General features: G+C 68.5%; 21 protein-coding genes and 1 pseudogene. 15 read left to right on the forward strand and 7 right to left on the reverse strand.

Annotation, left to right across the window (positions count from 1 at the left end):
- The first annotated feature begins 11 nt into the window (after positions 1-11).
- The 5 genes from AC16DP_RS14700 (at position 12) to AC16DP_RS14720 (ending at position 5,654) form a co-directional block, all read left to right on the forward strand.
- Positions 12-581, forward strand: a complete 570-nt coding sequence (locus AC16DP_RS14700) for an imm11 family protein (protein WP_329728698.1) — start codon at positions 12-14, stop codon at positions 579-581.
- Positions 582-632: 51 nt separating this feature from the next.
- Positions 633-1,421 (forward strand): Imm49 family immunity protein, encoded by a 789-nt coding sequence (locus AC16DP_RS14705; RefSeq protein WP_329728697.1) that lies wholly within the window; start codon positions 633-635, stop codon positions 1,419-1,421.
- 219 nt (positions 1,422-1,640) lie between these two features.
- Positions 1,641-2,561 (forward strand): hypothetical protein, encoded by a 921-nt coding sequence (locus AC16DP_RS14710; RefSeq protein WP_329728696.1) that lies wholly within the window; start codon positions 1,641-1,643, stop codon positions 2,559-2,561.
- Between the two features lie 187 nt (positions 2,562-2,748).
- Positions 2,749-4,158 (forward strand): M16 family metallopeptidase, encoded by a 1,410-nt coding sequence (locus AC16DP_RS14715; protein WP_329728695.1) that lies wholly within the window; start codon positions 2,749-2,751, stop codon positions 4,156-4,158.
- Complete coding sequence (locus AC16DP_RS14720; protein WP_329728694.1) at positions 4,158-5,654, forward strand: M16 family metallopeptidase; 1,497 nt, start codon at positions 4,158-4,160, stop codon at positions 5,652-5,654. Before AC16DP_RS14715 ends, AC16DP_RS14720 begins: the two co-directional genes overlap by 1 nt.
- Before the next feature lie 124 nt (positions 5,655-5,778).
- On the opposite strand, the gene AC16DP_RS14725 is transcribed toward AC16DP_RS14720, so the two are convergent.
- The 5 genes from AC16DP_RS14725 to AC16DP_RS14745 form a co-directional block, all read right to left on the reverse strand.
- Positions 5,779-6,069: a hypothetical protein gene (locus AC16DP_RS14725; protein WP_329728693.1), complete on the reverse strand. Its 291-nt coding sequence runs from the start codon at positions 6,067-6,069 to the stop codon at positions 5,779-5,781.
- Positions 6,070-6,415: 346 nt separating this feature from the next.
- A complete protein-coding gene (locus AC16DP_RS14730; RefSeq protein WP_329728692.1) occupies positions 6,416-6,997 on the reverse strand; it encodes a 3-keto-disaccharide hydrolase in 582 nt (193 codons plus the stop codon).
- A gap of 220 nt (positions 6,998-7,217) precedes the next feature.
- Positions 7,218-7,967, reverse strand: a complete 750-nt coding sequence (locus AC16DP_RS14735; protein WP_329728691.1) for a hypothetical protein — start codon at positions 7,965-7,967, stop codon at positions 7,218-7,220.
- Positions 7,964-8,092, reverse strand: coding sequence for a hypothetical protein (locus tag AC16DP_RS14740; RefSeq protein WP_329728690.1), 129 nt, complete (start codon positions 8,090-8,092; stop codon positions 7,964-7,966). Before AC16DP_RS14740 ends, AC16DP_RS14735 begins: the two co-directional genes overlap by 4 nt.
- 55 nt (positions 8,093-8,147) lie before the next feature.
- On the reverse strand, positions 8,148-8,696 hold the full coding sequence (locus AC16DP_RS14745) for a hypothetical protein (RefSeq protein WP_329728689.1): 549 nt from the start codon (positions 8,694-8,696) through the stop codon (positions 8,148-8,150).
- Positions 8,697-8,890: 194 nt separating this feature from the next.
- Here AC16DP_RS14745 and AC16DP_RS14750 point away from each other — a divergent pair, with 194 nt between their 5' ends.
- The 3 genes from AC16DP_RS14750 to AC16DP_RS14760 all read left to right on the forward strand — a co-directional run bounded on the left by AC16DP_RS14750 (position 8,891) and on the right by AC16DP_RS14760 (position 11,973).
- The gene (locus AC16DP_RS14750) at positions 8,891-9,712 is read left to right on the forward strand and encodes an acyl-CoA thioesterase (RefSeq protein WP_329728688.1); all 822 of its coding nucleotides are present in this window, start codon (positions 8,891-8,893) and stop codon (positions 9,710-9,712) included.
- 156 nt (positions 9,713-9,868) lie between these two features.
- Entirely contained in the window at positions 9,869-10,342 is a 474-nt protein-coding gene (locus tag AC16DP_RS14755; protein WP_329728687.1) for a hypothetical protein, read from the forward strand.
- A gap of 170 nt (positions 10,343-10,512) precedes the next feature.
- On the forward strand, positions 10,513-11,973 hold the full coding sequence (locus AC16DP_RS14760) for a tetratricopeptide repeat protein (RefSeq protein WP_329728686.1): 1,461 nt from the start codon (positions 10,513-10,515) through the stop codon (positions 11,971-11,973).
- A 23-nt stretch (positions 11,974-11,996) separates the two neighbouring features.
- On the opposite strand, the gene AC16DP_RS14765 is transcribed toward AC16DP_RS14760, so the two are convergent.
- A complete protein-coding gene (locus AC16DP_RS14765) occupies positions 11,997-13,298 on the reverse strand; it encodes an MFS transporter (protein ID WP_329728685.1) in 1,302 nt (433 codons plus the stop codon).
- Positions 13,299-13,711: 413 nt separating this feature from the next.
- Between AC16DP_RS14765 and AC16DP_RS14770 the strand changes: the two are divergent.
- Both AC16DP_RS14770 and AC16DP_RS14775 read left to right on the forward strand, forming a co-directional pair.
- Positions 13,712-13,961 (forward strand): annotated as a pseudogene (locus tag AC16DP_RS14770) (IS3 family transposase); the annotation flags it as partial.
- A 399-nt stretch (positions 13,962-14,360) separates the two neighbouring features.
- Positions 14,361-14,846, forward strand: coding sequence for a hypothetical protein (locus AC16DP_RS14775; protein WP_329728684.1), 486 nt, complete (start codon positions 14,361-14,363; stop codon positions 14,844-14,846).
- Positions 14,847-15,170: 324 nt separating this feature from the next.
- Here AC16DP_RS14775 and AC16DP_RS14780 read toward each other — a convergent pair whose 3' ends face one another.
- On the reverse strand, positions 15,171-16,751 hold the full coding sequence (locus AC16DP_RS14780) for a CapA family protein (protein ID WP_329728683.1): 1,581 nt from the start codon (positions 16,749-16,751) through the stop codon (positions 15,171-15,173).
- A 129-nt stretch (positions 16,752-16,880) separates the two neighbouring features.
- Between AC16DP_RS14780 and AC16DP_RS14785 the strand changes: the two genes are divergently transcribed.
- The 5 genes from AC16DP_RS14785 to AC16DP_RS14805 form a co-directional block, all read left to right on the forward strand.
- Complete coding sequence (locus AC16DP_RS14785) at positions 16,881-18,044, forward strand: hypothetical protein (protein ID WP_329728682.1); 1,164 nt, start codon at positions 16,881-16,883, stop codon at positions 18,042-18,044.
- Positions 18,045-18,104: 60 nt separating this feature from the next.
- Complete coding sequence (locus tag AC16DP_RS14790; RefSeq protein WP_329728681.1) at positions 18,105-18,476, forward strand: hypothetical protein; 372 nt, start codon at positions 18,105-18,107, stop codon at positions 18,474-18,476.
- A 112-nt stretch (positions 18,477-18,588) separates the two neighbouring features.
- Positions 18,589-19,092: a hypothetical protein gene (locus AC16DP_RS14795; protein WP_329728680.1), complete on the forward strand. Its 504-nt coding sequence runs from the start codon at positions 18,589-18,591 to the stop codon at positions 19,090-19,092.
- A 79-nt stretch (positions 19,093-19,171) separates the two neighbouring features.
- Complete coding sequence (locus AC16DP_RS14800) at positions 19,172-20,428, forward strand: hypothetical protein (protein WP_329728679.1); 1,257 nt, start codon at positions 19,172-19,174, stop codon at positions 20,426-20,428.
- 163 nt (positions 20,429-20,591) lie between these two features.
- Positions 20,592-21,651, forward strand: a 1,060-nt coding sequence (locus tag AC16DP_RS14805) for a hypothetical protein (RefSeq protein ID WP_483956728.1), incomplete at its 3' end; no start/stop codon positions are given.

Below are 21,651 nucleotides of genomic sequence, written 5' to 3' on the forward strand. Positions count from 1 at the left end.
CCCTCGACATCATGGACTATTTCTCGATCAACATGAGCCCCGCAGTCGACCCCGGTTATTGCGTGCTCTACGGCGAACCCGAAGGCACCAACATGTTGAAGTACCGGATGTCTCAAGGCATCGCCATGGGGGATAAATACCCGCAGGATGCCAAATGGTACATGCGCAAGGAGTCCCCCGGCATCAAGCTCGCCTCCCTGCTCGCCACCGTCACCAACCTGTTGGTGGTGGAGCGTGGCATGAAGGAAGTGTTCGAACGCACGGGCGTCCCCATGGAGTGCCTACCCTTCACGCTCTACGACCACAAGAAGCGTGTGGCAAGCACCGACTACTTCATCATCAACCCGCTGGGGACCTTCGACTGCCTCGATCTGGAGAAGAGCGAAATCATCTACGATGAAGGGGAGATCGTCGAAGTCGAGAAGATCGTCCTCGATCCCAAAAAGCTGCACTCCGCCCCTGGCTTCTTCCGCATCAAGGAAGACCCATATGTCCGCGTGCTGAGCCATCAGCTCGTGGATGAACTGCGCAAGCTCAACCCGACCAACGTGTACCTGACGAAGCTGGAACAATCCGCCTAGTGGGCGACAACCCTTCGGTTGCCTTGGGCCTCTGCTGGAAGAGAGCCATCCATGTACGGGACCCCTCTGTTCATGATCGAGAAGTCGTGCGGCATCTCCCTGGAGGACGCCTACCCGGCCGTCATCCGCCGGAAGGTCACTCATGCGCAGATGCTGGCGTTCTGTACCCAGTATCGGCGCATGGGGATCTGCAAACTCTTCCTGAGCGGACTTCCGGATGCCTTCTTCGAGGATCTCTCGAAGAGCGCCCGAGCCTTCCTGTTCTTCCTGGAGGGCGTGGGTGACGAGCTCAAGCGCACCAGTAGCTCTGAACCCTTCTTCGATGCCGTCGCTTGCAATGATCGCGAGGCCGCGACCGCCATCGCGTGCCATTCACGCCAGAGCTGGCACCAGGGAGAGGAGTACGAGGATGACTTCCTCTATGCCTTTTTCCTCATGAATCGCTTCGCCCAGCAAGCACCTCGGGAGCGGCTCGAAGCGCTGCTGCGGCGCTATGAAGAGGTGCTCCAAGGAGCAGGGGATCCACGGCTGGGGCTATGCCGCTCCTATCTGACTGTCGATCAGAAGCTCTTCGATGACTCACTGGCACGCATCGTGGAGGAACGGGAGAAGGACATCCATGAAAGCCTCGAGGGCGAACGGATTCCACCGGACGACGTTCCCACCACCAGCCGTCTCTGGGTGGAACTGTTGGCACTGCTCCGTTTCGCCGAGCAGGCCGGACTCTCTCCAGCCGAGCACCATCCTCTCGCGCCATCTGTTGCTCGCATGCTGAGCCGGGCGCGCCTTCCACCACCGGATGCTTGGAGGCACATCGCCTCCTACTACGACCTCAGCTAAGAGGAACCACGCCAGATGAGAACCTGCGTCACGGCTCTAGGTATGGTGAGTGCCCTGGGCTACGGAGTGGTGGGCAGTTGCGCGGCGATGAGGGCAGGCATCTCCCGTCCTCAACCACTGGTCGGGTGCGTGGTAGAGGATGGCGAGGGTGGAGCAGAACCCGCCAAGGGGTACCCTGCGAGCTGTTACGCGGAGGGCTTCTTTCAGGCAGGTGCCTGGGTGAGGCTGGCCGCGGGAAGCTTCGAGGACATGCTGCATGCCTCAGCGCTCCCCTCCCCATCTTCGCTCGATTTCTGGCGCCGCACCGGCCTTATCGTGCTGGCGCCCATCATCGATCGGGAGCGGTTTTTCTGGTCTCTTGAGACGCAACCGGAAGCACTCCTGGAGTTCTACGCACGGCCGCTCATCGACCTGCTCGGTATTCCCGTGGCCAACAATTTCGTGCGAGCACTGGGAAGCGGCCACTGTGGTCTGGCCGAAGCCGTCCAGCTTGCCCAAGCCGAGTTTGCGACACGCCGCCTGGATCGTGTCGTCATCCTCGGGGCGGACTCCTACATCGATCCCCTGAGCCTGGATTGGCTCGCCCAACACAGACGATTGAAGACCCCCACGCGCCAGACCGGAGCCATGCCAGGAGAAGCGGGGGCCTGTCTGTTGCTCGAATCTGAATCCTCGGCACGCGCGAGAGGCGCGACCATTGGTGCGCACATCGAGGCGGTCGCATTAGATGGCCCTCTCAACGAGAAACAACCAAGCGCGCCGGGCCTGGGGCTCGCGCTGGCGGAGATGCTGAAGCGCAGCGTGCTCGGGCCAGTCCTGGAAGAGCCGTTTCGAGGAGAGGTTCTGCTTGACCTCAACGGAGAGGAGTGGAAGGCCCATACCTGGGGGCATGCGCAGGTGAGACTGAACCAACACATCGACTTCAACCAGTGCCGCTTCGTCCTGCCATGTGAGTCCCTTGGGGAAATTGGAGCGGCAAGTGGCCCGGTTGCCGTCTGCATGGCGATCAGTTCTTTTGTCCAGAAAGACACGCCTCCCGAACGCGCCATCGTCTGCTCCGTCTCGGACACGAGGCGTGTTGCGGCCGTGCTGCTCGGGCGACCACCCCAAGCCCACCCCATCACGACCGCCCGCTCATGAGCCCCTTCGTCTTCTGGCGCCGCACGTTTTGAAGACGCAAGAGACGACCACCCGGGCACTCCTGGTAACGGGGTGTAAAACAACCCCGTGCCCGAAACCCGATTCCCGGGGGCATTCCCGCTCTACGAGGAACGAGGCACGTGCTAAGCGGTTGCCTCCGTAACCGAGGAGGAGGCACCTACACCGCATGAAGAAAGCGCTCATCACCGCCGCCGTCCTCGCCCTCGGCCTACCGGCCTTCGCCCAGCAGCAGCAGCAAGAGGCGAAGCCGCTGGCCCCCGGGCGTGAGGCACTGGCCATCCCCTACGAGAAGTACTCGCTGCCCAACGGCATGGAAGTCATCCTGGCCCAGGACAAGAAGCTGCCCGTGGTGGCGGTGAATGTCTGGTACCACGTGGGCGCCTACAACGAGCAGCCCGGCCGCACCGGCTTCGCGCACCTCTTCGAGCACATGATGTTCCAGGGCTCCAAGCACGTGCCCGACGACGTGCACATCGCCATGCTCGAGCAGCTCGGGGCCAACGATCTCAACGGCACGACGAACTACGACCGGACGAACTACTTCGAGACGGTGCCCACCAACCACCTGGCCACGGCGCTGTGGCTGGAGAGCGACCGGATGGGCTTCCTGCTGGACGCGCTCGACGAGAAGAAGCTGCGCACCCAGCAGGAGGTGGTGAAGAACGAGCGGCGCCAGGGCGTGGAGACGCGCCCCTACGGCCTCGCCCAGGAGAAGCTCTGGAAGGCGCTCTTCCCCGCGCCCCACCCGTACCACGGCAAGGTCATCGGCTCGATGGCGGACCTGGACGCCGCCACCGTGGAGGACGTGAAGGCCTTCTTCCGCACGTGGTACGCGCCGGCCAACGCCACGCTCGCGGTGGTGGGGGACTTCGATCCCCAGGAGGCCCGCGCCCTCATCGAGAAGTACTTCGGCACGCTGCCCAGCGGCCCCAAGCCGGTGAAGCCCACGGTGGCCCCGGTGAAGATCTCCCACGAGAAGGTCATCCGCCACGACGAGACGGTGGGTACGCTGCCGCAGGTGACGATGGCGTGGCTCACCCCGCCGTACTTCACCGAGCAGGACGCCACCGCGGACATGCTGGCCAACGCGCTGGCCACCGGCAAGTCCAGCCGCCTCTACAAGCGCCTGGTGCTGGAGAAGGGCCTGGCGCAGAGCGTGAGCTCCACCGAGCTGAGCCTCGGGGCCCAGTCCGTCTTCTTCATCGAGGCGACAGCCCGGCCCGGCGTGTCCAGTGACGCGCTGGTCCAGGAGATCGACGCCGTGCTGGAGGAGGTGCGGCGCGGCGGCATCACCCAGCAGGAGCTGGACCGGGCGCGCACGCGCTTCGAGACGCAGATGCTGGCGGGGCTGCAGTCGGTGGGCGGCTTCGGCGGCAAGGCGGACGTGCTGCAGAGCTACAACCACTACACGGGAGACCCGGGCTACCTCGACGAGGACCTGGGGCGGTACGACTCGGTGACGGCGGAGCGGGTGCGCGACTTCGCCCGCGAGTACCTCGAGCCCAATGCCCGCGTGGTGCTGCACGCCGTGCCCGCGCAGAAGGGCCCCATCTCGGCCGCGAAGGAGACCCACTGATGCGCCGCTTGTTCATCGCCCTGTCCGTGCTGGCGCTCGCCACCGGCTGCAAGACGGCCCCCGAGCCCGTCCCCGAGGCCCCCAAGCCCCCCGAGACGCCGGCTCCGCCGCGGGAAGACCCCAACGCCTTCCGCGAGCAGCCGCCCAAGCCCGGCGAGCCGCCCGAGCTGGTGCTGCCGAAGTTCGAGCAGGCGAAGCTGGACAACGGGCTCACCGTGCTGGTGAGCACGCGCAAGGAATTGCCGCTGGTGTACACGGGGGTGGCGTTCGCGTCGGGAGGCTCGCAGGACCCGAAGGGCAAGGGGGGCCTGGCGGACGTCACGTACAAGATGCTGCTGGAGGGCGCGGCCGGGAAGGACACGACGGCGTTGGATCAGGCCTTCCAGGACCTCGGGGTGTCGCCCGCGGTGAGCGTGAACCCGGATGGGGCCTTCGTCGGGACGCGGGTGCTGAAGCGGCACGCGGACGCGGCGCTGGCGCTGCTGGCGGACGTGGTGCGCAAGCCGAACCTGGCGCAGAAGGACTTCGAGCGGCGCAAGAAGCTGCAGCTGGCCGAGCTGGTGCGCGCCATGGGCAGCCCGGGCTTCCTGGCGCAGCAGGCGTACCTGGACGCGGTGTTCGGCCCGGAGCACCCGTACGGGCACCCGGTGAGCGGACTGCCGGCCACGGTGGACACGCTGACGCTCCAGGACGTGAAGTCCTTCTACGGCAAGAGCGTGGGCCCGAAGGCCGCCGCGCTCGTCATGACGGGGGACATCACCCTGGACGAGGCCGTGGGGCTGGCCCGGAAGTACTTCGGCGACTGGAAGGCCAACGCCATGCCTCCACCGGTTCCGCCCACGCCCGCGGCGCCGCCGAGGCAGCAGGTGGTGTACGTGCCCAAGCCGGGGTTGGACCAGACCATGATTGTCGTGGGCCGGCCGGGCATCGCGGTGGGCAACCCGGACGAGTACGCGCTGGACCTGGCGACGACGGTGTTCGGCGGCTTCTTCGGCAGCCGGCTGAACATGAACCTGCGCGAGGACAAGGGGTACAGCTACGGAGCGGGAGCGAGCGCGGACGCGCGGCTGGGCGTGGGGCCGCTGACGGCGTCATCGGCGGTGCGCAAGGACGTGACGGGCCCGGCGCTGGGCGAGTTCTTCGGGGAGATGAAGGGGATTCAGGAGCGCCCCATCACGGAGAAGGAGCTGGCGGCGGCACGCGAGGGCCTCATCCGGGCGATTCCGGGCGAGTTCGAGTCAGTGGAAGGACTGGGCTCGAGCGCGGCGTCGCTGTTCTTCCTGCGCCGGCCGATGGACGAGTTCGCGCGGACGGTGGAGGGGCTGGAGAAGGCGACGCCGGCCGAGGTGCAGCGGGTGGCGGAGGCGTACCTGGGCCCGGCGGCGATGCAGGTGGTGCTGGTGGGAGACCCGGCGGTCATCCAGGAGCAGGTGGGGCCGATGAACCTGGGCAAGCTGGTGGCCCGGGAGCCGGTGGCACCTCCAGCGAAGAAGTAACCCCACTCTCCCCTCTCCCCCCGGGAGAGGAGCCCCCCGTCGTTCAAAGGGGGGGCAAGCCCCCCGGGGTGAGGGTGCCTGTCCCCCGGGTTCCCCACCGTGAGGGAACCCGGGCGTCACCGGGTCAGTCCTGCTCCTTGTCCCGTTCCTCCTGTCCGCGGAGGATGCGGATCTCCTCATCGGCCTCGTCGATGGGGCTGCGGATGTCCGGGACATACCCACCGACCTCGGCATCGCTGTCGAGGGCGAACTTCTGCTCGCGGGTGCCGTGGATGGAGTCCGCGGCGTAGAGGGGAAGGGTGTCATCGGCCTCGAGACCGCGCTCGACCCGATCGGGGGAGAAGGGAGGCTTCTCGTCTTCCCGCTCCTTGGGGTGCACGGGGTCGTACTTCCTCCGCTTCTCATTGTCGGCCATGGTGAAGGCTCCTCGTGGAATGCGGACGCGCGGGGTTGCGCGACCCTCCGAGGTTCAATGTGGGGCGCACCGGGGACGCTCCAAGCTTCCCGGGGAGGGACGGGCGCCCGCTCGCCAGGCGGGTGCACGAGGAACCCGGCGCGTGGGAGATTGCGCCCATGAGGGCCCCGCCGCCTCGATGGCCCTCCAAGGAGGTGGGCGCCGAGCGCCAGAACAACCCCCTGGCGCGCCTGTCCCTGGTGTGCGGACTGGCGGGGCGGGTGCCGCCGGTGGCCGCGCCGATCGCCATCGGGCTGGCAGACCCTGGACAAGATGCAGGAGTACGTGGAGAAGCAGGCCTCGCGCGCTACGTGAGCCGCTGGATGCGGGGGGCGCGGAAGCGGACGCGCGAGCCCGCGTGGTGGGCCTGCAGGCCGATGCGTCCGGAGCGGGGCTTGTGCGTGGGCGCGGTGAAGACACACACCTCGACGCCGTTGAGCACGACGCGCAGCTCCAGGCCTCGGGCGAGGATGTCGAAGGAGTTCCACTCGCCCAGGGGCCGCGAGGCCTTCAGCAGGGCGGGGGCGAGCGTGTAGAGGGCGCCGGTGAGGTGCAGGGGGCTGCCCATGCGGGGACGGCCCCGGGTCTCGTGCTCGGGGTCCACGCCGCGCTCGTCGATCTGCACCTCGAAACCGGCCTTCCAATCGGGCTGCCTGCGGGCGAGTTCGGCGGTGGGGAAGCGGAAGAAGACGCCCGAGTTGTCCTCGACGGAGTGGGCGAGCCAGTCCACCTGGAGGCGGAAGTCGGAGAACTCCGAGGGGGTGTACCAGAGGAGGCCGGAGCCGCCCTCGGACTCGAGGAGACCGGGGCCGGCGGGGAGGAAACGGCCCTCGCCCGCCATGGCCCAGGCGCCGGGAGTGTCGAAGGACAGGGTGTCGAAGGAGTCCATGAGCCTTTCGGGGTGAAGGGGGGCCTCAGGGCCCAGCCCCGGATGGGATTGTCGCGTGGCCTGGTCCTCGGCATGAGGCGGAATGGACTGCATGAAAAACCCCCCGTCTGCTGTTGCCGTACCCTGAAGCAACGGCGGGCGGGGGTGACGACAAACGGCGGGAGGGGGGAGTGAAGGACACTCCAGGCGTCGGATTCACGGCAGAGCCGGAGGGATTCGTTCACCTGGACGACGGATGGAGCGAGCGGAACTCCACGACACACTCGAGGAGCCGGCGGATGGCCCGTTCCGCGTCTCCCTGACAGGCCTGGAGGAACGGCAGTGTCCAGTCCTGTCCCGCGGGGACACCCTTCGCTTCCTGGAGCCAGAGCTCGAAGCGGGGGTACTCCTCGTCGCGAGCGCCCGCGAGGGCCAGACACAACCGGTAGCCATCGATGAAGCCCGCCATCCGCTTCACTTCGATGGGACCGATGAACAGGAAGAGCCGTCCTTGCCTGTCACCGATCTCCTGACGGACCCCCAGCAGCATGTCGAGCGTGGGTTGGGGTGGATTCACGGGCACCAGGGATGGCACCCGGACCGAGGGATGCTCGCCCTTGCCACGCCACTCGATGGACGCCAGGGCCTCGGGAGGAAGGGCGCGGAACTCGGCGACGAAGTCCAGGTACTTGAGCAGGGCGCGCCGGTGATCACCGTGGAACTCCTCCAGATAGGCGGGTTCCCAGCCCTCGCCCGGCCAGGCTTTCTTGATGAAGAGCAGCCACTCGCCAAACAAGGCATCCGGGCCTTCGTCGACCCCGAGGAGGTGAAGACACCATCCATACCCCCCGATGAAGCACGCCATGCGGTCCACATCGGGCATGCCGATGTAGAGACACGGTCCCGATGTGCGATTCCGCATGTCCTCGCGGATGCGCAACAACACGTCAAGCAAGGGGACGACAGGCTTTGCTCCAGATGGAGGACTCATGGCGTCTCCGGCAGGACTTCAATGACCTTCTGGGTGATGTCCGAGAGTGCGCCCAACCGGCCCAGGTACTCCGCCCACGGCATGCCGGCCGCTCCAGTGTATGCGTCGTAAGCGCGGCCGTTCATCCGCACCAGGACATGATAGCCGTTCTTCGACACATTCAGGTCCCGGCCCGCCCCATCACAGCGACCAGCCGAGCGACAGCTGCGCACGCGGAGCCACGCGCACGGTCCACAGGCTGAAGCCAGGAATCGGGGGCCGGTAGAGCGCGCCCAGGCCCAGCGCGGCCTGCACGGTGAAGCCATCGCCGAACCGGAAGCTGTAGCCCGAGAGCACCGCGCCGCCCACCTGCCACACCGCCTGCGTGCGCCACGCGTGCACCACCTCGAGCCGCGGGCCCACCCACAACCCCTCCAGCACCGGGCCCTTCAAATAGAAGCGGGCACCCGGCTCGATGCCCACCCGCAGGGAGTCGGGCGCCCCATCCTCGAAGACGGGAATCCACTTCCCCAGGTTGAAGCCCACGCGCAGCCCCAGCGTCACGGAGAACCCGTCGTCCCGCTCCTGCTCGGCCTCCAGCGCGAAACCGTCAGCGGCCAGCGGCACCGCCACACCCACGTACGTCCGTCCCTCCCAGCCATCACCCGGCACCGGCTCCTCGGGAGCACCCCCTCCCGGCGGAATCGCCGTCATCACCAGGGCCGTCATCACTCCCAGCAATCCGGACATGGCTCCCCTCCCTGCAACCTCCATGCACCGGCCCGGGATACGGCAACCCCGGGCCACGCGGGCACTTTCCCGGGCCCCCACGTCACGCGGCGTACGCACTTGCGCCTTCCACTGACACGCGCCGTACGCACACCGCCCGAGTACCGGCTCACGGAGCGTGGCCCGCCTCCCGGTCCTTCGTTAGGTTGCATCGCATGTCCGCTCCCCTCTCCGACGCTCCCTTCCTCAACGCCACCACCTGGAAAGCACTCGGGGAGGGGCGCTACCAGGGACACGTCCGCCCCGAGTGGTTCCAGGGACGCGGCGCCTACGGCGGCATGCTCGGCGGCACGCTGCTGCGCTCGATGATGCGCGAGCTGAACGAGCCCGCCCGTGCACCGCGCTCGCTCACCGTGCACTTCTGCGCGCCCGTGGCGGAAGGCGAGGCCTCGCTCGTGGTGCGCACGGAGCGCGCCGGGCGGCAGGTGACGCACCTGTCGGCGCGGATGGAGCAGGGCGGGCAGGTGACGTGCCTGGCGAGCGCCACCTTCGCCACCTCGCGCGAGACGCCGCTCGTCTACGCGGACGCGCGCCCGCCCCGGGTGCCGCCCCCGGACGACGTGCCCCCCGTGCCGAGCGCCATGCTGCCCACCTTCGGCGCCTGGTTCGACTACCGCTGGTGCGTGGGCGCGGTGCCCTACTCGGGCGCCGACGAGGCCCGCGTGGGCGGCTGGATTCGGCCGCGCGTCCCCACGCCGCTCGATGCGCCGCTGGTGGTGGGCCTGCTGGATGCCTTTCCTCCCGCGGCGTTCGCCCGCGTGGACGGCTTCTGCAACGGCGCCACCATGGACTACACGGCGCACTTCTACGCGCCGCTCCCGCTCGACGCCGCGCCGGACGCCTTCTACCTGCGCACCGGCCACTCCCGTCACGCCGCGCACGGCTACGCGGATGACCTGGCGGAGCTGTGGAGCCGCGACGGCCAGCTGCTCGCCCAGCTGCGCCAGATGGCGGCCGTGTTCCCCCCCAGCCGGTGAATCGCGAGCCGATGTCCACCTGCTGGACGGCGCGCTTCTCGGGAGGTGGGGAGGGGGTTCGCTGGGGGCCACTTCCGCTCCAGGCGGGGCTCGGGTAGTTTGCGCCGCCCTGCGTTCGGCAGTTCCGCAGTACGCAGCAAACCGAGGACATCAACGATGGCACGCATTTCCCAGGACCAGGCGCAGGAGCGCCACGCGTTCCTGCTCGATCTCTTCCGCAACCAGCCGGACATCAGCCGCAACGAGGCGATGGACGCGTACAAGGACAAGTTCGGGGCGTCGCTGAACGCGAAGACGTTCAACGAGCTGCGCGAGCAGGCGCTGCGCGAGGCGGAGAGCGTGGAGAAGGAGGAGGAGAGCGCGAGCGAGCCCGAGGAGACGCCGGTGGAGGAGAAGCAGCGGGTGGTGGCGGCGGCGCCGGTGCTGACGGGCGACGCGAACGCGCCGGCGGCGGCGAAGAAGCCGAAGGCCAAGGGCGGCGGCGCGAAGAACGTGTTCGTGGACGCGACGCAGGAGCAGCTGCAGTTCCTGGAGAAGGTGCTGGTGCAGTTGCAGGAGTCGGGCGCGAACAACGTGCGCATCGACCACTCCACGGACCGCTGGATGGTCCTGACGGTGGACGCGAAGTAATCGCAGTCCCGAAGTCCCCTCTGCGAGCCCCTCCCCTCTCCCCCCGGGAGAGGGACGGGGTGAGGGTGCCCGCCCCCGTGTTCCCCCCGTGAGGGAGAGCGGACCGGGGACGGAGCCCGGAAATCCCGGTAGAATGGAGGCCATCACCCGCCGAGGGGAGGGCCTGCCCGATGGAGAAGGATGCTTCGAGTGCGGCACCCGTGGAGACACGGCTCACGTGGGACAGACTGGCGGTCCAGGCGCCGCTCACCGTCTCGAACGAGAACCTGACGCTGTCCTGGGACAAACCCGGCTCATCCCAGTACCAACCGGTGTTCCTCCGCGCCCTGAGCACGGGCGAGCTCAAGGGCAGCCACTTCTACTGGGAATTCGTCATCGAGTCCTCGCGGCAGCAGCAGCTCGGCGTCGGCGTCATCTTGGAGCCTGCCTGCTGGGTGCACCCGGGCTATCTGGGCGCGGGAGGCAATTCCTGGTCGTACGATCCGCTGCGAGGAGTGATTGCGACCCGCCAGCAGGCCCTCCACTCGGGCCTCCCGACCTTCCCGGACTCGGGAGTGATCGCCGTGGAGCTGGATCTCGCCGAGAGCGACACCTTCACGTTCATCGTGAATGGAGAGCGGACGCTCCCCATCGAGCTTCCTCTCGGCTGTACCGTGATGCCCGCGGCCTGCCTCTTCGCGGTCGGGCAGAAGGTCACCCTGCGCAACTTCGTGGCCAATAAACCCGAGGTCCTCTCCCTCGCGAAGGCCCGGCGGAAACGAGAGCGCGCGCGGGTGCCCGAGGAGGCCGCGAGCCAGAAGCGGCCCAGCGGCGCCGCCTTGAGGCTCGCCGACACCATCCTGAAGATCGTGGAGTTCGCCGAATGTGAATCGGCGCTCCTCAGGGACCCGGGGAACATCAGGCTCCGCTACAAACAAATCAAGCTCCTGAAGACACGTGCCGTCATCCCCGATGACGAGGTCAGGAGGAACAAGGTGCTCGCGGCCTACGAGACGCTCTGCATGCTCGCCCCGGAGGATGACAAGGCCTGGATGGGGAGGGCCGACTGGCTCCACCTCCATGGCCGCGGTGAAGATGCGTTGGCGTGCCTGGACAAGTGCAAGCAACGCAACGCGAACTACTGGCTGGCCCGGGCGCACTACCTGGACACGCTCGGCAGGTTCGAGGAGGCGCTGAGCTGCTTGAGGACCGTCCAGCAGATGCAACCGGAGGACAACTTCCTGCTGGGGAACATCGGCGGTTCGCTGGCGAAGCTGAAGCGATGGGAAGAAGCCCTCGAGGTGCTCGAACAAGCGCTCCGCACGAATCCACACTACGTGGCCGCCCGGCTCGAGAAGGGGCAGTGCCTCATCGGCCTCCAGCGCTACGAGGAAGCGCTCGCCGTCATCCATGAGGTGGATATCACGCGGAAGATGGGGAAAACGAAATCCCTGCTGGCCTATGTCTTCTTCAAGCTGGGACACCCCGACATGGCACGGCGGCTCCTGGATGCGGAACTCTCGTGGGCTCCCAAGACCCAGCCGCTCGACGAGAACGGCCGCACGGTCCTGGGCACCGAGGTCGAGGAGGAATTCCAGACCCTGGCCCGGGAGGTGTACGACCGTTACGAGCCCCTGCGCCGCGACGACTAGCCTGAACCGCCCGGAGAGGCGCCTCAGAAGTCGCCGGAGCCCTCGACGGGCACGGCGGCGCCCGGAGCCACCGCGGGCACCAGCTTGGAGGGAGCCTCGGTGGCGTCGAAGGCGCGGGGGCGCAGCAGCCTCAGGGTGAGCACCAGCGCGAGGAACAGCACCGCGCAGCTCGCCGTGACGAAGCGCACGCCGATGCGATCCGCGAGCGCGCCCTGGGCCCACACACCGGCGGCGTACCCCACGCCGAGCATCATGCTGTAGAGACTGTGGATGCGGGCCTGGAGCTCGCGGGGGACGCGCAGCTGGCACAGCGTGTTCAGGCCGGTGAGGGTGGCCATGTAGAACCAGCCGAGCCCCACCATGGCGAGCGCGGCGAGGTGGAGGGTGGGGGCCATCCAGTAGAGGGCGGCGATGGGGCCGATGCCGAGCAGACAGGCCTCGAGGACGCGCTGGCGGCCGAAGCGGGCGACGAGGGGCCCGAGCACGACGGCGGCGAGCACGGCGCCGACGCCCTGGGCGGTGACGAGCAGGGAGGTGGCGGCGGCGCCCTGGTTGAAGACGCGGATGGCGTACACGGGCACCAGGCCGATGAAGGGGGCCACGAGGGTGCACATGACGAGGGTGCCCATCATGGCGAGGAAGATGCCGGCGTCCTCGCGGGCGACGCGGGCGCCGCGGACGATGCCGGGCCAGAGCTCGTCCCGGGAGAGGGCGTTGGCCCTGGCCGAGGGGCGCACGAAGGCCAGGGCGATGAGGACGGCGACGAAGGACAGCGTGTTGACGAGCAGGGCCCAGGCGATGCCGTGGGCGGAGAGCACCACGGCGGCGAGCGCGGGGCCGGTGATGCGGCCGAGGTTGAACTGGGCCGAGTTGAGACTCACCGCGCTGTGGAGGTCCTCGGGAGGGACGAGCTCGGAGACGAGGGCGGAGAAGGCGGGGTTGGTGAGGGCGCTGACGCAGCCGTTGAAGAAGGAGATGACGCCCACGGCGGGCACGGTGAGGTGGCCGGTGAAGGCGAGCGCGGTGAGGATGCCGGCCAGCAGCGCGTGCAGCAGGGTGCCCACGGCGACATAGGTGCGCCGGTCGAAGCGGTCCGCGAGTGCCCCCGCGACGGGAGAGAGCACGAGGGCGGGGAGATAGGTGATGGCGGCGATACCGCCAGTGGCCTCGGCGCGGCCCGTCACGGTGGTGACGAAGACACCCAGCGCGAGCATCTCCATCCACGTACCGATGTTGGAGACGAGCGCACCAGACCAGACGTAGACGAAGTTCCGGTGCCCGAAAGCACGGAGCGAGGAGAAGCGCGACAGGTGGAGGGCAGTCACGGCTCGACCCTTGTAACGCACCTGGGTGACGCGTGCTCGGTGGGCACCTGCGCACACGACGCCGAGTGCATGCTCGCCAACTGGCTGGGCAGACACCCGGCAAGCCTCCAGTGGTGGCGAATTCGTATGAACACAAAAAAGAAACGAGCCTCCACCGGGAAGGCTGGCCCAGGGAGGGACTGACGCATCAGGCTGACGCGCCATGACACGAGCGATGAAGGTGTTGCTGCTGCTGGGCGTGATGGTGGCGGGGAGCGCGGGGGCCACGGGGCCCTCGTCACTGGAGGTGAAGCTCACGCCGCTGGCGGCGAGGAAGGGGTCGGTGCTCTTCCGTACCCGTTACACCGTCAACCGGGAGGGGGCCCACCGCTTCATGACGGTCGAGTTCGGCTGGCGGGTGGTGGAGCAAGACACACCTGGTGCTCAACACCCTGGACATGGCGCTCAAGGGACGCCAACCACCGCAGAGGTTGTGGCACCACTCGGACCGGGGCAGCCAGCACGCCAGCACCGACTACCAGCAGGCGCTGGGAACTCGTCTACACCACCAGCTTCGCCACGCACGAGCAGGCCCGGCTGGCCCTCTACGAGTACATAGAGGTCTTCTACAACCGTCAGCGGCGGCACTCTTCGCTGGTCTACGTCATCACGGAAGTCAGTTGAGTGTTCCGGTCAAACCATATGACACGCCCTGCTCGACGTACCTGCGCTGGAGCCTTCAATCGGAGATGCTCGCTCCGCATCGGGAACAGCCTGGGGGAAGCAACTACGGCGAGCCTCCGCCCGATAACCCCAGGCGGCCGGACCCCCACCCGGCTTCTGGAGTCGGTCATGCAACAAGTCCGTGTCGTCGATGGCCGCCAACTGTGCCCTCCGATCTGTCTCGCCGTAGGTCTGGCGCTTCTGTCTTCTGGATGTGCACACGTGCATCCAGGCTGGCGGCGGAAGCATGGATGGCCGGGTCTGGGGTGAGTCACAGTGCAGGGCGTGCTACGCCGCCTGCATGCGCTATGGATTCTGGCCGTGGCAAGCCAACGACAAGCCCTGTCCTGGAGCCTGATCATGGAACCCCCACACCAGGAGCGCGCCCCGACATTCGGTGAGGAGCTCGATCTCCTCTTCATGGAGTTCATGAAGTCAGATGCGCCATACGAGCAATGCAGGCGCGAACTCCTGAAGCTGGAGAAACGCTGGCTGCAAAAGGCAAGGACTCCAGCCCAGCGCCTCGCGGTGCAGCGCATCATCGCAAAGACCCTCCTCACCGAGGCATTCGGGTTCGGCATGCCGTGGAAGGAGTTCGGTCGGTGGCTTCGTCGTATCCAGACTCTCGGCTTTCGCGATCTGGGAATGCTCGTCCACGTCACCTGCCTCTATGTGCAGGCACTGGACCTCTTCCCTCGACAGGCTCGCGAGGCGTGGGCCATGTTGGAGGACACAGAGAGAAGAGTGCGCCGACTCCGTCGAGAGAACCCCCTTCGCAAGGAACACATGGAGGCCATCGCGCACGCGAAGAAGGTGGCCCGCGTGCCGCCGCCCCCTCCTCGCTGACGTGATCGACGTCGGGGCGGCGGAGCGCGGCGGCCTCTTCTTCGCCGTGAAGATGCTTCGGTCAAGCGAGCTTGGCGCACGCGAGCGGCGGGAGATCAGCATCCCATGAGTTCCGCTCGCCAGAGGAGGACGCAATCTGGGACCTCCCGCTGTTCGCTCCAGACGCGCCCGCCACCTCCGCCCATCGAGCGAAGCTCCGTCCACTCCCGGTGCAGAGCGCGGAGCTCCGGTGGGCTCCGCATATCTCCTGGACGACATCAACGGGCGTGTCTCCTGAGGGTATCCGTCCCGGTGCTCCTACCCGGTGGACCCCCCTGTGAGCCGCTACTGCGCGCCCGTGGCGATGGGGCCCTTGCGCGAGGAGATGGAGCCATCCGCGCCGATGACGGCGCCGGTCTCGGGGAAGTCCTCGCCGGTCAGGCGGCGCACGAGGGGAATGACCTCGCCAGCCGAGTCAGGGACGGGAATGCCCCGGCCCTCCTGCTTCGTGGGGAGGATGCGGCCGGAGCGGAAGCGGCCCTGGGAGTCGAGCTCCACGTCGACGACCATGCCGAGGCCCTGGGGGCCCTTGAGGTTGAAGGAGCCGTAGGTGGCGAAGTTGCCCATGGAGTAGACGATGAGGCGGTCCTTGTAGAACTCCATGGCGCGCACGACGTGGGGCCCGTGGCCGAGGACGAGGTCGGCGCCGGCGTCGATGACGGCGTGGGTGAAGAGACGCAAATCACCGCGGTCCTCGCCGTAGAAGATCTCCCGGCCCTTGGGGATGTTGAGGGCCTTGCCACCCTCTGCGCCGCCGTGGAAGGAGACGATGACGAGGTCGTGATTCTGCCGGGCCTGGCGCACCAGCGCGGTGGCGGTGGCGGTGTTGTTGAGGTGGTTGCAGGAGGCGGAGGTGTGGAAGGCGACCATGCCGATGCGCAGCCCATTGCGCTGGACGGTGGCGATGGAGCCGGCGGGGCCGCTCCAGGGGATGCCGAGGGCGTCGAGGGTGGCCTCGGTCTCGCGGCGGCAGAGCTCGCCGAAGTCACCGGAGTGGTTGTTGGCGGTGGAGGCGAGGTCGACCCCGGCCTCGGCGAGGTACTTGCCGTAGCGGGTGGGGGAGCGGAAGGCGTAGCAGTTGCCACCGCGGCGGCACTTCTTGGTCTCGCCGTTGTCGCAGAGGGGGCCCTCGAGGTTGATGAAGGTGAGGTCCGCGTCGCGCAGGAGGGGGGAGACGGCGGCGAGGCTGGAGGCGCCGTCATCGGGGGGCAGGAGGCCCTCGGGGAAGTCGGTGCCGAGCATCACATCGCCGACGGCGCGGATGCGGACGCGGGCGTCCTTGGGAGGAGCGGCGCGGGGAGGAGCCTTCGAGTCAGCGGAAGCGAGCTTCTGCTGGAGGGAGGACTGGCCGCGGGCCTGGGTGAGGGCGTCCTCGAGGTCGGGGTAGTTGGGGTCGAGCTTCTGGACGGAGGACCACTCGGTGAGGGCCTCGGACCAGCGGTTGAGGACGGAGTAGGCCCAGCCAAGCTCCCAGTGGCAGTCGATGCGGGAGGGGGCGGCCTGGGTGCAGGCGGAGAAGGCGGCGATGGCGGCGGGGGCGTCCTTGGCCTTGAGGGCCTCGACGCCGCGGGCATGGAGCGAATCCGCGGACGCGCCCTCTCCCTCTGGGAGAGGGCTGGGGTGAGGGTCTTCGGCCTTCACGGCGGGGGCAGCAGCCGGAGCCGGAGCAGCCGCCGCCGCGGGAGCCGGAGCGGGAGCCGCGGCAGCCGCCGGAGCGGAAGTGGGAGCGGAGCCAGCGGAGCCCTCATCGGAGAGCTGGGAGTGGGAGACGGACTCGGGCTCGGCGACGGAGGGGCCGCGAGCGGTCGCGCAGCCGCCGAGGGCGGAGAGCGCGAGCACGGAGAGCACAAGAGAGCGGGAGCGCATGAGGGGGCGCATCTTAAGGGCGGCGGGGCGGCTTCCAGAGAAATGCGTACGGGGACGTCGAGCGCTCGACGGCGGAGCAGCCGGGCGGGCTCGGGGAAGAGGCGGCAAGCGTCCTATACTGGGCGCGGTATGTCCCAATCCGCTCCCGCACTCGCTCCCCCGGCGGCCCCGGCCGCGCTCCGCTTCGACGGCCTGTGGCTGTTCTCCCCACGGGTGGACGTGAGCCTGCTGCTGATGCCGGCGCTGCTGACGCTCTTCTCGGCGTGGCTGGCGGACGTCACGGGCGAGGGCGTGGACGGGTACTCGCAGGCACTGGGCCGGTGGGCATCGCAGTACGTGCTCTTCAACGGCACGCACGTCATCCTGTCCTTCCTGCTGGTGGGCGTGCGGCGCGAGCTGCTGCACACGACACCCACGCAGGCGAGGCTGCTGGTGGGAGGCTCGGCGGGGGTGTTCGCGGTGTGCTTCGCGCTGCTGTGGTACGCGAACCAGTACGCGCCGAGGCTCGACTTGATGGTGGCGGCGGGGGTGCACGTGCTGGCGGCGCACCACACGCTGTCGCAGGTGAAGGGCCTGTGGGCGCTGCACGGGTTGAAGGCGCGAGGGGCGGGAGTGGCCTCGGTGTCGGAGGCCGAGCGCCGGCTGCAGCGGGTGTTCGTGCCGTTGGCGCTGGTGCTGATGATGGTGCGCACGCTGGCGGTGCCGATGACGGGCAAGGCGGGGGACTTCCCGCTGGTGAACGTGGGGCAGACGGAGAGCGGGGCGCTGCCGTACGGGACGACGTGGGTGCTGCTGGCGGTGTGGGGGGTATTCGTGGGGCTGCTGGTGGCGGCGCTGCGAGGGGAGGCGGGGCCGAGCGGTCCGAGGCGGCTGTACGTATTGGGGCACGCGGCGGTGGTGGCGGTGTACCTGGTGTGGCCGGCGTGGGGGGTCATCCTGAGCGCGGGCATCCACGGGCTGGAGTACTTCTTCCTGACGGGGCGGATGCTGGAGCCGACGGAGCGGGAGAAGGAGGCGAGGCTGCGAGGGGGCGCGGTCTGGGTGGCGATGGTGGGGGTGATGCTGCCGCTGATCGTGGTGGGGGTGGCGCAGAGTCCCTTCGTGCTGTTGGTGGACGGGAGCACGGGAGGGTCGGCGACGAAGTTCCTGCTGAGGCAGGAGCCGCTGTGGACGATGGGGGTGACGGTGACGAACGCGATCGTGCTGGCGCACTACTTCGCGGACGCGTTCCTCTACCGGTTCAGGATTCAAAAGGTGCGCGAGGTGACGCTGGGAAGACTGGGCCTCGCGTAGCTCCCCTCTCCCCCTGGGAGAGGGTTAGGGTGAGGGTCTTCCCCCACGAGAGGAGGCCCCATGCGAATCGCCGCAATGCTCAGCCTGTCCACCCTGCTGTCCGCCTGCGCGCTTCCCGGTGAGCGCTTCTGCACCCTGGAGGCACGCGCCTCGGTGCAGGTGAACGTGGTGGACCCGAGAGGCAACGCGGTGCGGGACGCCCGCGTCACCTTCACGCGGGATGGAAGCGCCGAGCAGCAGGCGCTGTGCAATGGCAGCGAGCAGGCGCAGGGCAACTGCGACACATGGGTGACGGGGTACGAGCAACCGGGCGAGTACGTCATCACGGCCACGAGCGCGGACGGCCAGCGCACCGCGAGACAATCGGTCTCGGTGGGCGAGGACGAGTGCCACGTGCAATCCCAGACAGTGACGCTCACGCTTCCGGATTAGGGCTCCAGGACACACTCCCCCGTGACGGAGAGCCTGACACATCGCGAGCGGTCGCGTGTCCCTCGTCGTGGGTCGGGGCGTGACGGACCACCGGCGTGCTAGACAGGCGCGCATGGCCCGCACGACTCGCAAGCCCACGAAGCGTCCCGCCGTGAAGAAGAGCGCCACGAAGAAGACCGCGGCGAAGAAGACGGTAACGAAGACGCCCTCCCCTCCGGCGGCGCGGCCGGCACCGAGCACCAAGCCCCTGGGGCAGAAGATGCTCCTGAAGCCGGGCATGGAGGCGGTGGTGCTGGGGGCTCCTGGGGATGCGGTGGCGCTGCTGGGCGAGCTGCCCGAGGGAGCCCGGGTGAGGACGAAGCTGGGCAAGGGCGCGCCCTTCATCCTCGCCTTCGTGCGCAACCGGGCCGAGCTCGGCCAGCGCATGGCGGAGCTGGGCCCGGTGCTCACGCCCACCACGCTCTTCTGGATGGCCTACCCGAAGCAGTCCTCGAAGGTGGAGACGGACCTCAACCGGGACAAGGGCTGGGAGTCCGTCGAGCGGCTCGGCTGGCAAGGGATTGCGCAGGTGGCCGTGGACGCCACGTGGGCGGCGACACGCTTCCGTCCCGCGTGAAACCAACCCCTCTCCCCCCGGGAGAGGGAGATGAATACCTTGGGCTCCCCTCTACCCGACCCCACACCGGGAGCCCCTCATGCTGAAAACCACGCTGCTGCTGAGTGCCCTGCTGTCCTCCCCACCCGCTGGCGCCTCGGAAGACACCACCCCGCTGGAGGACAACCGCCGCATCACCGAGGGCTACATCCAGCTCGCCAATGCCTTCCAGGCGCTGCTCGACCCGGACTTCCAGCCCGGGGGCACGAGCGGCCTGCGCCCCAACTGGTTCGCCTTCGCGCCCCACGCCTCGCAGGCCGCGGGCAAGGGCATGCTCAACGCGGCGCTCGCGAGGCGCATCCTCGACGCGGCGCGGGGAAGACCCTCGCTGTCCGTGCTGGAGGCGCTCGAGCGGGTGGGCCTCACGGGCACACTGCGCCTGTCGGTGGAGCAGCTCGCGCTGGAACTGGTGGTGCGGGGGCTGCCCACGGACGTGGCCTCGGCGCTCGGCGCGCTCACCACGGGGATGAACGGCGAGGCCCTGGCGGATCCGCGCACGCTCGCCACCACCGCGTCGCGCTTCGCCGCGCTGTACGCGGGCGCACCGGGGCTGATGCCGCTCGACAAGGCGGAGGCGGTGGTGCTCACGCTGGAGCGCACGCTGCACGGAGGCAACGTGGCCATCTTCGCGGACATCGGCGGAGCGGCGAACGCGTACCTCGCGTGGCGCCAGTCGGCCGGCGAGGTGAAGCCCGAGCGCGTGCTGTCGGAGTTCGCGCTGGCCGGCGAGAGCCCCGAGGAGGCGCGGCTCGCCTACGACTCCGCGCGGGCCCACGCGCACGACACCCCGAGGCCCCATGCCTTCGACGCGCTCTTCCCGGGAATGGAGGGTCGGAGCCTGGTGGTGGCGGCGTTCGCGCTGTACGAGCAGGCGCGGCTCACGGAGGAGCGCACGGAGCGCGAGGCCCTCATCGCGGTGGCCAACAACTACCTGGCCTGGAGGGAGCAGCACGACGCGGTGCAGGGAGCCTTCACGCCGGCGCAAACATATACGGACGAGGTGTCACGCCCGGAGGTGATGAGGACGATGACGCCGATGCTGGGGGTGCACTTCGGCACGTTGAAGTGGACGCTGGCGGATTACGCGTATGCCCATGCGGACCGGGACGGCAATCCCCTCACTTCGCAGCCAACGGAGTACGGCTGGGCGACGTTCTGGGACCGATGGCCGCCGATCCTCGACTCCTTCGAAAAGGGTTACGCGGAGCCCACGGCGCTGTGGGTGATGCCGGAGCCGCTGGAGGACCCGATCCAGACGGAAATGCATGGAGTGATTGGAATCGGCCTGGAGGGTTGAGGGGCATGAAAGCGTTCGTCTACCCTGGGAGCCATTCAGCGCGTTCGCTTCAGCGGATGCTCTCTCCAACACGCGCTCCCTGCTGACGGAGGCGGGCCACCAGCCGCGGGTGATGGAGCGGACGAGGAGTTCCACGTCGACCCGGACGCGCTGGGAGGAACCGATGACGGTGCGGAAGAACGCGGTGGAGCGACGGCTGGATCTGCTCCACGACCAGTGGATGGAATTCGCCCAGCTCCCCGAGGCGCGCCTGCTGCGCTGGGTGGTGGATCCGGACGAGGTGCGGATGGTGGAGGCCTTCCTGGAGAAGGAGGGCGATGAGCGGATGGGGGAGTGCCCGGACCTCTTCCTGCGCCTGGAGGAGCCCTTCGACGAGCCGGCGCGGTACGGCTACGCACTGCGTGAGGCACTGGTGCGGATGGAGGAGGAGAGCCGCGCCGGGCTGGAGGAGGTGGGGTGGCCGGACTGGAGCTGCCCACCGGTGAAGGAGGGGGGAACGGACGTGGACGCCTTCCTGGCGGCGTGCGACTCGCTGCGCAGCCACTACGAGAGCCTGTGCGAGCACCTGGTGGTGGTGCTGCTGCCGACGCAGGGGACGGATGCGAGCGCCTGGCTGAAGTGGCTGGGCAGCGCGGTGGAGAAGGCGCGGTCCGCCCACGTGCGCATGGTGGTGCTGGATGACGCGAGGACCCTGGTGTTGGAGCCACTGGCGGAGACACGGCCCGACCGGGTGGTGACGATACCAGCGAAGCTGGAGATGGGACGGGCGCTGGAGGAGCTGTCGCAGGAGGCCGGCAACCTGGACAGCCCCGGAGGACAGTTCCGGGAGCTCTTCGTGCGCCTGGGCAACGCGGCGGCGAAGAGGGACGTGGAGAGGGCGCGGACATTGGGGGCCCAGGCGGTGGCCGTGGCGGCCGGGCAGGGGCTGTACGAATTGGTGGTGGCGGCACACTTCGCGGTGGGAGGAGCGCTGCTGGGAGCGGGGCGGCCCCAGGAAGCGCTCGAGCAGTACCAGCAGGCGGAGGCGGCGGCCGGGGAGTCCGCGGCGAAAGGACAGCCCCAGGGAGCGCAGCTGCGGCTGAGCTCGCGCATGGCGCAGGGCGCCGCGCGGGTGACGGCCCAGGAGTACGCCCAGGCGGCGGCGCTGTACGAGGAGACGGCGCCCCTGGCGCGCGAGCTGAAGGACGCGCGCATGGAGCTGGAGTGCTGGCGGATGGCGAGCT

The sequence above is a fragment of the Archangium sp. genome (assembly GCF_057119385.1).